Raw genomic sequence first — 11,374 nt, forward strand, 5'->3', positions numbered from 1 at the left:
GGGCCCGTACGCTGGGCGTCGCGCGGGAGTGACGGCCGGGTCCGTAGGGCAGGAGCCGGGAGAGTGCCGGGCGGTTCCGCGCGCCGGCCCCCTGTGGAAGGACACACCGTGAAGCTCGCTTTCTCGACCCTCGGAGTTCCGGGGATGCCCGTTGCGGACGTGGTGCGGCTCGCCGCCGAGAACGGCTACCAAGGGGTGGAGCTGCGCGCCCACCCCGAGGAGCCGGTGCACCCCGGCCTCACCGCTCTCGAACGGGCCGCCGTCGCCGAGGAGTTCAAGCGGGGCGGGGTCGAGGTCCTGACCGTCGCCGGCTATGTGAAGGTCGCCGCGGAGGGCGAGGACGGGCCGGTGCTCGCGGGGCTCGCCGAGCTGGTGGAGCTGGCCCGCGACCTGGGGGCCCCGTACGTCCGGGTGTTCCCCGGCGGCGGGGGCCAGGACCCCGCCGAGGCGGACGCGATCGCCGCCCGGCGGCTGGGCGCGGCCGCACCGCACGCCGCCGACCTGGGTGTACGGATCCTCCTGGAGACCCACGACTCGCACCGTGCCGGAGCCGACGTGGCACGGGTCGTGGGGACGGTCGGGCACGGGCAGATCGGCGCGATCTGGGACGTGATGCACACCTGGCTCGCGGGCGAGGAGCCCGCGGCCACCCATGCGGTGCTGGCCCCGCACCTCGGATACGTCCAGGTGAAGGACATCGCGTCGGCCGAGGACACCACGCCGCTGGCGCTCGGTGCCGGGACGCTGCCGCTGAAGGAGTGCCTGGACACGCCGGCCTCCGACGGATGGGTCTGCTGGGAGTACGAGAAGCGCTGGTACCCCGAGGCGGCCGAGCTGCCCGGCCTGCTGGCCGCGGGCCGGGAGCACCTGCTGGGGCTGGGCGCCCCGAAGCAGTAGGTCAGACCCGTGCCTCCTCGATCGCCGGTACGGGGGGTGCGGCGGCGCGGCGGGGGCCGGTCAGGGAGGTCAGGGCCACCCCGCCGACCAGCAGCGCCGCGGCGCACCACCGCAGCGGGCTGATCTCCTCGCCGAGGAGGAGCGCGGCGGAGGACATGCCGAAGACGGGCACCAGCAGGGTGAACGGGGCGACCGACGAGGCCGGGTGGTGGCGGAGCAGGAAGCCCCAGGCCCCGAAGCCGAAGACGGTGGAGATCCAGGCGACGTAGACGACGGTGCCGGCGCCGGTCCAGTCGAGCGAGGTCAGGGCCTCGGCGTCCCGGTCCCACCCCTCGAAGAGCAGGGACAGGACGAGCAGCGGCAGCACGGGGACGGTCGAGACCCACACCATGAAGTTGAGGGAGTCCGGCGGGGCCGCCCTGCGGGTGATCACGTTGGAGACGCCCCAGCAGGCGGCCGCCAGGACCACCAGGCCGAAGGCGAGCACGGGCCCGCCCGCGCCCTCGTCGACGGCGGCGACGCCGATTCCCGCGAGCGCGACCCCCATCCCCAGGATCCGTGTCCTGCCGGGCCTCTCGGACAGGACCAGGGCCGCGAACAGGGCGGTGAAGACGGCCTGGACCTGGAGGACGAGGGAGGAGAGCCCGGGGGGCATCCCCCGGTCCATCCCGATGAAGAGCAGCCCGAACTTGGCCACTCCCAGCGCGAGGCCGACGCCGATGACGTACTTCCAGGCCACCGTGGGCCGGCCGACGAGGAACACGGCGGGCAGCGCCGCGACGAGGAAGCGCAGGGCGGAGAAGAGCAGGGGCGGGAAGTGGGCGAGACCCAGCTCGATGACGACGAAGTTCACACCCCAGACGGCGGCGACCAGCGCGGCCAGGGCGATGTGGAGGGGACGCATGGACCGAGCATCCGCCGCCGGGACCGTGTAGCACCAGCGCGGATTTCTTCATGGTTGGATTAAGCACCGCTCATGCTTCCTCTTCGCTCGGGGGTTCCCGGTGCTCGATCTGTCCCGGCTGCGCGCCCTGCACGCCGTCTCCGTCCACGGCTCGGTCGCGGGCGCGGCGGCCGCGCTCGGCTACACCGCGTCGGCGGTCTCGCAGCAGATCACCAAGCTGGAGCGGGAGACCCGCACGACACTGCTCGAACGCCGTGGGCGGGGGGTGGCTCTCACCGAGGAGGCGCTCCATCTGGCGTCCACCGCGCAGCGGTTGCTGGCGATCGTGGAGCAGGCCGAGACGACGCTCGAACAGCGCAGGGGGCAGCCGACGGGACGGCTGTCCATCGCCGCGTTCGCCTCCGCCGCGCGCGGGCTGCTGCCCGGAGTGCTGGCGGAGCTGGAGCGGGAGCACCCGGCGCTGGACGCACGGCTCACCGAGGTCGATCCGCACCTCTCGGTCGATCTGGTGGCGAAGGGCGTGGTCGATCTCGCGGTGGCTCACGACTGGGACATCACCCCCCTGCCCGCGCCGGAGGGTCTCGCGCAGGCGGTGCTCGGTGAGGACCGGTGCGACCTGCTGGTGCCGGAGGGGCATCCGCTGGCCGGCCGGGAGGCGGTGCGGCGCGAGGAGCTGGCGGCGGAGCGGTGGGTGTGCCAGCCGCCGGGCACGGTGTGCCACGACTGGCTCGTGCGGACGCTGCGGGCGGCGGGGTACGAGCCGGACATCCGGCATCAGGCCGAGGAGAACCACACGCAGCTCGCCCTGGTCGCCGCCGGACTCGGCGTGGCGATGATGCCCCGGCTGGGCAGGGGTCCGCTGCCGGCGGGCGTGGCCGCGGTGCGCCTGGAGCCCGTGCCGGTGCGGCGGCTCTACGCGCTGTGGCGGACGGAGGCGGCGCGGCGGCCCGCGATCATCGCGGCCGTGTCGACGCTGCGGGGAGCGGCCGCCGAGGTGCTCCAGGAAGCCTGACGGCGGACCGGGCGGACCGTCCGGCGACCGCCGGCCCCGGTCGCCGCACCCATGTCCGGGCATGTCCACCCTGCTCCCCGCGTGTCCCGCCCGTTCTCGGGCGGCCCCCTTGACTGGTAGTTACTTTCCATATATCCGTACCTTCTTGGAAGTTTCTTTCAGTACCGGAAGGGGCTCACGTGCACCACCGCACCTCCAGACGCACCCTCCTCACCGCCACCGCGGCGACCGTCGCAGCCGCGGCCACCGGCGTCGCCGCCCTCCCCGGCACCGCCCAGGCGGCCACGGACCGCACGTCCTCGGACAGCCGCCTCAAGCGGCTCATCGCCCGGATGAGCCTGGAGGAGAAGGTCGGCCAGCTCTTCGTGATGCGGGTGTACGGCCACTCCGCCACCGAGCCCGACCAGGCGGACATCGACGCCAACCTCGCCGAGATCGGGGTCCGCGACGCGGCCGAGCTGATCTCCACGTACCACGTCGGCGGCATCATCTACTTCGCCTGGGCGCACAACACCCGTGACCCGCACCAGATCGCCGACCTCTCCAACGGCATCCAGCGGGCCGGGCTCGCCGGGCCCACGCCTGTGCCGCTCCTCGTCTCGACGGACCAGGAACACGGCATCGTGTGCCGCGTGGGCGAGCCCGCGACGCTGCTGCCGGGGGCGATGGCGCTGGGCGCGGGCGGTTCCCGCACCGACGCGCGCACGGCGGGCCGGATCGCCGGGGCCGAGCTCGCGGCCCTGGGCATCAACCAGAACTACGCCCCGGACGCGGACGTCAACGTCAACCCGGCCAACCCCGTCATCGGCGTGCGCTCCTTCGGCTCCGACCCGGATTCGGTCGCCGGGATGGTCACCGCGCAGGTGAAGGGCTATCAGAGCTCCGGCGTCGCCTCGACGGCCAAGCACTTCCCGGGCCACGGGGACACCAGCACCGACAGCCACACCGGCCTGCCGGTCATCAGCCACACCCGCGAGCAGTGGGCCGAGCTGGACGCCCCGCCGTTCCGGGCCGCCGTCGCCGCCGGGATCGACTCGATCATGACGGCCCACATCGTGGTGCCCGCCCTGGACCCGTCGGAGGACCCGGCCACCCTGTCGCACCCGATCCTCACCGGCATCCTGCGCGAGGAGCTCGGCTACGACGGTGTGGTGGTCACCGACGCCCTCGGGATGGAGGGCGTCCGCACGAAGTACGGCGACGAGCGGGTCCCCGTCCTCGCGCTGCTGGCCGGCGTCGACCAGCTGCTGAACCCGCCGGACCTCGAGGTCGCCTGGAACGCCGTCCTGAACGCGGTGAAGAGCGGCGAGATCAGCGAGGCCCGCATCGAGGAATCGATTCTGCGCATCCTTCGGCTGAAGACGAGGCTGGGCCTGTTCCGCGACCCCTACGTCACCCACCGGGGCGTCGACCGCACCGTCGGCATCGCGTCCCACCTCGCCGCCGCCGACCGGATCGCCGAGCGGACGACGACGCTGCTCGCCAACGCCGGTTCGCTGCTGCCCCTCTCCCGCCGGTCCCACAGGAACCTCCTGGTGGTGGGGGCCGATCCCGCCTCACCCTCCGGCACGACCGGACCCCCGACGACCACGCTCGCCGGGGCCTTCACGGAGCTGGGCTACGCGGCGACCGCGCTGTCCACCGGTACGGCCCCGACCCAGGCGAAGATCGCGGAGGCGGTGGCCGCGGCGCAGGGCAAGGACGCGGTGGTCGTGGGCACGTACAACGTCACGGCGACGAGCACCCAGCGCACCCTGGTCAGCGCCCTCGCGGCGACCGGCGTCCCGGTCATCACGCTCGCGATCCGGAACCCGTACGACATCGCCCAGCTGGCCGGGACGGGGTACGCCGCGAGCCTCGCCGCGTACTCCTGGACAGATGTCGAACTCCGGGCGGCCGCCCGGGTCATCGCGGGCCGCGCGGAACCGGAGGGCAGGCTGCCGGTGCCCGTGCAGCGGGCGGACGCCCCGGCGCAGGCGCTGTACCCCGTCGGCTACGGCCTGTCGTACCGCTCCTAGGACAGGCGAGTGGGCTGTGCCCGCCGGGTGGTGACACCACCCGGCGGGCACAGCCCACATGGAGCAGGACGCGCGTGTTACGGCCTCAGCGTGCCCCGGTTCCGCTGGAGTTCCTCGTCCCGCTTGTCGAGGCGGGCGTCGAACGCCGCGAGGGGCTTCGCCTTCGCCGGGTCGGCCTCGACGACCGCGGGCGCGACCCCGGCCCAGCGGAGGATGGCCGCGGTGGCCCTCGCCTTCTCGTCGGCCACGAGACCGGCGACCTTGGAGCCGTGGTTGCCGCCGGGCACGGTGTAGACGTGGCTGTCCCTGGCGCCCTTGCCGAGGCGGAAGGGCTCGGCGCCCCACGGGTCGTTCTCGCCGTAGACGTACATCATGTGCCGGGCGTTGTTCCTGACCCAGCTGTCCACGTCACGCATCGCCGAGGGCTGGAACGTCATCGGGATGGAGCGCGGGACGAAGCTGCGCGGCGGCTGGTAGCCGTAGCGGCTGAGCGTGCCGAGCCAGGGCTGCCGGATGTCGGGCGAGCCGAGCTGGGTGCCGGCCTGGTAGTAGTACGGCGTGTAGGTCGCCAGGCCCTGGTCGGCGTAGGCGGAGAAGCCCGAGATGCCGTCGACCGAGTCCCAGATCTCCTGGTCGGTGGCGTGCGCGGCGTCGGCCGGGATGCTCGCGCAGTCGGCGAGCAGGCTGTACTGCCAGAACGCCCAGACGTAGTCCATGACGACGGCCTCGTACGCCTTGTCGAGCGTGCCGACCGTGTCGAAGGTGAAGCCGTTCTCGGCGGCGTACGCCTCGTACTTCTTCTCCAGCGGCGCACGGCGGACGAGCGCCTCGCGCTGGACCCCGGCCAGCCGGTCCCGGCACTCCTTGGTGCCGACGCGCGCGAAGAACCGGTCGTACGCCGAGTCCTCGTCGTTGACGACGTCGTTGGGGGCGACGTAGGCGACGACGCCGTCCATGTCCTTCGGGTAGAAGCGCTCGAAGTAGGTGGCGGTCATGCCGCCCTTGGAGCCGCCGGTGGTGAGCCAGTTCTCGGAGTAGATCTTCTTCAGCGCCGTGAAGACGCGGTGCTGGTCGCTGGCGGCCTGCCAGATGTCGAGCTTCGACCAGTCGGCGGGGGCCGGGCGGGACGGGGTGAAGAACCGGTACTCCAGGGAGACCTGGTTGCCGTCGACGATCTGCGTCGGCTCGCTGCGGCTGGGGTTGGTCGAGACGTTGTAGCCGCTGGTGAAGAAGACCGTGGGCCGGGTCGTGTCCTTGTGCAGCAGCGTGACGCGCTGCTGGAAGGTCCCCTTGGACGGGTGCCTGTGGTCCACCGGCTGGGTGTAGTTCAGGACGAAGAAGCGGTAACCGGGGTACGGCTTCTCCTCGATCAGGCTCATTCCCGGGACGGCCAGGATGCGGTCCTTGATGTCCTCGCTGCTGTTCTCGCCGCTGCTCGTCGAGCCGCTGCTGGTCGAGCTGCTCTGCTTCGCGGCCGGTTCCGCGGCGGTGGCCGCACCGGCCGAGGCTCCGGTCGCACTCACTGTGCCTATGAGCACCGCGAGCGACAGAACGCCTCTGAGCGCCTTGCGCATGCACCCTCCCCTTGATTCACGACAGTCGCCGTGAACCTAGCGGGGGCACCACCTGCCACGCCAGACCCACCCGCGTGTCAGCACAGGATCCACCCCGTGGAGCCCGAGGATCCCCCGACCGAACCAGAGGCACGGACGCAGCGGTTCAGCGCGTGCACCGTGACCGGTCCGGCCAGGCTGGTGAACGCGCCGCTGTCGACGACCGCGTGTCCGCCCCTCGGCTGCAGCGACACCCGCATCGCCCGTCGCGCACCCGGCTTCCTGGCGACGCTGACGGCGCAGGCGTAGGCGCGGCTCTTGTAGACGCGCAGGGAGCCGGTGGAGAACGTCACCGTCTTGACCAGCCGCCCGGAGCAGGCCGACGCGGCGTGCGCGGGGGCCGAGCCGGCGGGTCCCGTCACGAGACCGAGGGCCCCGAGCAGCGGCAGGACGAGGAGCACCACCGCTGCACGCCGGCCTGCCGGACTCCCCTGACGCCCCTGACTCCCCAGTGGTCCCGGAAGTCCCTCCGGTCCCGATGACCTCACTCGTCTCGCCACACCGTCCACCCCATCCACCCCGCCCGCTTCATCGAACACGCTGCCCCTCACCGGACACACGTACGCATGGGTCTACGACGCGGGAAGAGCGCCCTCAGGTTGCGGAACGGGGGCACGAGGTCATACGCCTGCCGGGGTGTCCTCGCCCAGGCCCTCCCCTATGAAGGTGCGCCACAGCCGCGCGTACGCGCCGTCCCTGGCCAGCAGCTCGTCGTGGGTGCCGTCCTCGGCGACCCGGCCCCCGTCCATCACCACGACCCGGTCGGCGCGCGCGGCCGTCGTCAGCCGGTGGGCCACCACCAGCGTGGTGCGCCGGCCCGCCAGCCGGTCGGTGGCCTGGTTGACCTGCGCCTCACTGGCCAGGTCGAGGGAGGCGGTCGCCTCGTCGAGCAGCAGGATGTCCGGGTCGACCAGCTCGGCCCGGGCGAGCGCGATCAGCTGGCGCTGCCCGGCGGAGAGGTTGCGGCCCCGCTCGGCCACCGTGTGCAGATAGCCGTCCTCCAGGGTGGCGATCATGTCGTGCGCGCCGACGGCCCTGGCGGCCGCCTCCACCTGGGCGTCGGTGGCCTCCGGCTGTCCGTAGGCGATGGCGTCGCGGACCGTCCCCTCGAAGAGGTAGGACTCCTGCGGCACGACTCCGAGCCGGTGGCGGTACGCGGTCCTGTCGAGCCGGCGCAGGTCCGTGCCGTCGGCCGTGACCCGTCCGCTCGTCGGGTCGTAGAAGCGGGCGACGAGCTTGACCAGGGTGGACTTGCCCGCTCCCGTCTCGCCGACGAAGGCGACCGTCTGGCCCGCCGGGATGCGCAGGTCGATCCCCGTGAGGGCCTCCTCCTCGCCGGTGTACGCGAACGACACGTCCTCGAACGCGATCTCGCCGCGCAGCGACGTCACGTCCTGCGGCTCCTCGTGGTCGGCGGTGGAGGTCGGCTCCCGCAGGAGCTCCTGGATCCGGCCGAGGGAGACGGTGGCCTGCTGGTAGCCGTCGAAGACCTGGGAGAGCTGCTGCACGGGGGCGAAGAACAGGTCGATGTAGAGCAGATAGGCGACCAGCGCGCCCGTGGTCAGGGTGCCGTTGTCGACGCGGCCCGCGCCGACGATCAGCACGGCGGCCGCCGCGACCGAGGCCAGCAGCTGCACGAACGGGAAGTAGACGGAGATCAGCCACTGCCCGCGCACCCTGGCCTGGCGGTAGTGGTCGCTGCGCGCCGCGAACCGCTCGGCGCCGTCGCGCTCGCGCCGGAAGGCCTGGACGATCCGCAGCCCGGCGACGGACTCCTGGAGGTCGGCGTTGACGACGCTGACGCGGGTACGGGCGAGCTCGTACGCCCTGACGCTCTTGCGGCGGAAGAAGAACGTACCGACGATCAGCAGCGGCAGCGTCGCGAAGACGACCAGGGCGAGCTGGACGTCGAGGGCGAGCAGCACGACCGTGATGCCGAAGAAGGTCACGACGGAGACGAAGGCGGTGACCAGGCCGGTCTGCAGGAACGTGGACAGCGCGTCCACGTCCGTCGTCATCCGGGTCATGATCCGGCCGGTCAGCTCGCGCTCGTAGTAGTCGAGGCCGAGCCGCTGGAGCTGCGCGAAGATCTTGAGACGCAGGGAGTACAGCACGCGTTCGCCGCTGCGGCCCGTCATCCGGGTCTCGCCGATCTGTGCCACCCACTGCACGAGGACGGCGAGCAGGCCGAGGGCGGCCGCGGCCCAGACGGCGCCGAGCGCCATCTTGGTGACGCCGTCGTCGATCCCGTGCCGGATCAGCACAGGCAGCAGCAGGCCCATGCCCGCGTCGACGGCCACCAGCCCCAGGCTCACGAGCAGCGGGAGGCCGAAGCCGTGCAGCAGCCGGCGCAGGCCGTACGACTTCTCCGGGCGCGCCGCGCCCGCCTCGTCGACCGCGGGGGTGTCGGTGGCCGGCGGGAGCGCCTCCACCTGGGCGAGGAGCTCGGGGGTGGCGGGCATGCCGGCGGCCGCCGCGTCCCGCTGCTCCTCCTTGCGGATCCACAGCCCGGGGGTGACACCGCGCTCGGCGTCGAACTCGGCGTCCAGCTCCTCCTGGAGCGCGCGGTCGTCCTCGGGCGCCGCGACCGCCGTCGGCCGGTGCCCGGGAGAGGTGCCGCCCATCTCGTCAGGGTCGGTGAGAAGCCGCCGGTAGAGCGCCGAGCGGCTCTCCAGCTCCGCGTGCGTGCCGATGTCGGCGAGCCGTCCCTGGTCGAGGACGGCGATGCGGTCGGCGAGGCCGAGGGTGGAGCGGCGGTGGGCTATCAGCAGGGTGGTGCGGCCCTCCATGACCTGGGCGAGCACCTCGTGGATCTCGTGCTCGACGCGTGCGTCGACGGCGGAGGTGGCGTCGTCGAGCAGCAGCAGGCGGGGGTCGGTGAGGATGGCGCGGGCGAGCGCGACGCGCTGGCGCTGCCCTCCGGAGAGGGTGAGCCCGTGCTCGCCGACCTTGGTGTCGTACCCGTCGGGCAGCGCGGAGACGAAGCCGTGCGCCTGGGCGGCGCGCGCGGCCCGCTCGATCTGTTCCGGGGTGGCGCCCGGGTAGCCGTAGGCGATGTTGGCGCCGACGGACTCGGAGAAGAGGAAGCTGTCCTCCGGTACGAGGCCGATGGCGGCCCGCAACGAGTCCTGGGTCAGCTCCCGGACGTCGTGGCCGCCGACCAGGACGGCGCCGTGCGACACGTCGTAGAAGCGGGGCAGCAGGAGCGAGACGGTGGACTTGCCGCTGCCGGAGGCTCCGACGACGGCGACGGTCTCGCCCGGCTCGATGGTGAGGGAGAACCCGTCGAGGACCGGGCGGTCGTCGTCGTAGCCGAAGCGGACGTCGTCGAACTCGACGCTCGCGGGGGCGTCGGCCGGGAGCCTCTTGGTGCCGTCCTTCATGGACGGCTCGGTGTCGATCAGCTCCAGGACGCGCTCGACACCGGCCCTGGCCTGCTGGCCGACGGTGAGGACCATGGCGAGCATCCGGACCGGGCCGACGAGCTGGGCGAGGTAGGTGGAGAAGGCGACGAACGTGCCGAGCGTGATCTCGCCCCTGGTGGCGAGCCAGCCGCCGAGGGCGAGCATCGCGACCTGGCCGAGCGAGGGGACGGCCTGGAGGGCCGGGGTGTAGCGGGAGTTCAGCCGGATCGTGCGCAGCCGGCCGGCGAAGAGCCTGCGGCTGACCTCACGCAGCTTCCCGGCCTCCTGCTCCTCCTGGCCGAACCCCTTGACGACACGGACGCCGGAGACGGCCCCGTCGACCACTCCGGCCACCGCTGCGGCCTGACTCTGTGCGTACCAGGTGGCGGGGAAGAGGCGGGCCTTGGAGCGGCGGGCGATGAACCAGAGGGCGGGGGCGACGGCGAGGGCGACGAGGGTCAGGGGCAGCGAGAGCCACGCCATGATCACCAGGGAGATGACGAAGAGCAGGACGTTCCCGATGGTCATCGGGAGCATGAAGAGGAGGCCCTGGATCAGCTGCAGGTCGCTGGTGGCACGCCCGACGACCTGCCCGGTGGAGAGCTCGTCCTGCCGCTTCCCGTCGAGCCGGGTGAGGGTGCCGTACATCTCGGTGCGCAGATCGTGCTGGACGTCGAGGGCGAGCCGGCCGCCGTAGTAGCGGCGGACGAACGTGGCGGCGTAGACGATCACGGCCGCACCGATGAGCAGGCCGGTCCACACGCCGAGGGAGCGGGTGTGGCTGCCGACGACGTCGTCGATGATCACCTTGGTGATGAGCGGGACGAGCGCCATGACGCCCATGCCCGCGAGGGAGGACCCCAGGGCCAGCACGACGTTGCGGCGGTAGCGCCAGGCGTATCCGCCCAGCCGTCTGCCCCACCCCTGTTGCTCCGCGCCCTGCTGCTCCGCGCCCGCCACCCGTGCCTCCTGATGTTCCCCGTCGCCCCGCCTGACCTACCGCATGTCCCCAACGCGGCAGGATGCGGATTTCATCCTTCCGCAACAATTCTCGGCCGATGGACGGAGAAGGGGGCGGGTGGTCCTACGACCACCGGGGTACGGATGATCACGCGCATACCGGGACCGAAGGAACGGGGCAGGCGATGGCGAACGACCTGAAGGCGGAGGCCCACCTCTGCGGCCGGCTGTACGCGGCACTGGCGGAGCTGCAGCGACTGGGCGAGGGCGAGCACCACTCGCTCGGCAGGCCCGAGGTCCTGAAGAAGCTCGCCCTGGAGCCGTCGAAGCACCTGACCGAGCACCTCCATCTGGCCGGGAAGTACCTGATGGCGGCCAGGGGCAGGGGGCAGGCCGCTCCCGCCGCCGTGGTGTTCCGGTCGCTCCCGGACCTTCTGCCCTCCGGAAGGGGCCTGCCGGGGTCGCTGCGCGACACCGTGCTGCAGGACCGCTTCCACGAGGGCCGCACGGCGCAGGAGGCCACGATCGGCAAGGCAGGGTGAGCGGGGGCGGCCGAGCGGGGCCGG

Annotated in this window: 8 protein-coding genes; 4 read left to right on the forward strand and 4 right to left on the reverse strand. The window is 72.5% G+C overall.

The window, feature by feature from the left end:
* The first annotated feature begins 108 nt into the window (after positions 1-108).
* Positions 109-897: a sugar phosphate isomerase/epimerase family protein gene (locus tag OG488_RS13395; RefSeq protein ID WP_329229045.1), complete on the forward strand. Its 789-nt coding sequence runs from the start codon at positions 109-111 to the stop codon at positions 895-897.
* A 1-nt stretch (position 898) separates the two neighbouring features.
* On the opposite strand, the gene OG488_RS13400 is transcribed toward OG488_RS13395, so the two are convergent.
* The gene (locus tag OG488_RS13400; protein WP_329229047.1) at positions 899-1,801 is read right to left on the reverse strand and encodes an EamA family transporter; all 903 of its coding nucleotides are present in this window, start codon (positions 1,799-1,801) and stop codon (positions 899-901) included.
* A 100-nt stretch (positions 1,802-1,901) separates the two neighbouring features.
* Here OG488_RS13400 and OG488_RS13405 point away from each other — a divergent pair, with 100 nt between their 5' ends.
* Both OG488_RS13405 and OG488_RS13410 read left to right on the forward strand, forming a co-directional pair.
* Positions 1,902-2,813 carry a LysR family transcriptional regulator gene (locus OG488_RS13405; protein WP_329229048.1) on the forward strand — a complete coding sequence of 304 codons (912 nt, stop codon included), beginning with the start codon at positions 1,902-1,904 and terminating at the stop codon, positions 2,811-2,813.
* 179 nt (positions 2,814-2,992) lie between these two features.
* Entirely contained in the window at positions 2,993-4,831 is a 1,839-nt protein-coding gene (locus OG488_RS13410) for a glycoside hydrolase family 3 protein (RefSeq protein WP_329229050.1), read from the forward strand.
* A 77-nt stretch (positions 4,832-4,908) separates the two neighbouring features.
* On the opposite strand, the gene OG488_RS13415 is transcribed toward OG488_RS13410, so the two are convergent.
* The 3 genes from OG488_RS13415 to OG488_RS13425 all read right to left on the reverse strand — a co-directional run bounded on the left by OG488_RS13415 (position 4,909) and on the right by OG488_RS13425 (position 10,808).
* Positions 4,909-6,405: a S28 family serine protease gene (locus tag OG488_RS13415; RefSeq protein WP_329229052.1), complete on the reverse strand. Its 1,497-nt coding sequence runs from the start codon at positions 6,403-6,405 to the stop codon at positions 4,909-4,911.
* Between the two features lie 77 nt (positions 6,406-6,482).
* Complete coding sequence (locus OG488_RS13420; protein WP_406466281.1) at positions 6,483-6,953, reverse strand: hypothetical protein; 471 nt, start codon at positions 6,951-6,953, stop codon at positions 6,483-6,485.
* A 111-nt stretch (positions 6,954-7,064) separates the two neighbouring features.
* A complete protein-coding gene (locus OG488_RS13425) occupies positions 7,065-10,808 on the reverse strand; it encodes an ABC transporter ATP-binding protein (protein WP_329229054.1) in 3,744 nt (1,247 codons plus the stop codon).
* Between the two features lie 185 nt (positions 10,809-10,993).
* Between OG488_RS13425 and OG488_RS13430 the strand changes: the two genes are divergently transcribed.
* On the forward strand, positions 10,994-11,350 hold the full coding sequence (locus tag OG488_RS13430) for a hypothetical protein (protein ID WP_329229055.1): 357 nt from the start codon (positions 10,994-10,996) through the stop codon (positions 11,348-11,350).
* The last annotated feature ends 24 nt before the right edge of the window (positions 11,351-11,374 follow it).

It is taken from the genome of Streptomyces sp. NBC_01460, from assembly GCF_036227405.1.
In the GTDB taxonomy this organism is placed as follows: domain Bacteria; phylum Actinomycetota; class Actinomycetes; order Streptomycetales; family Streptomycetaceae; genus Streptomyces.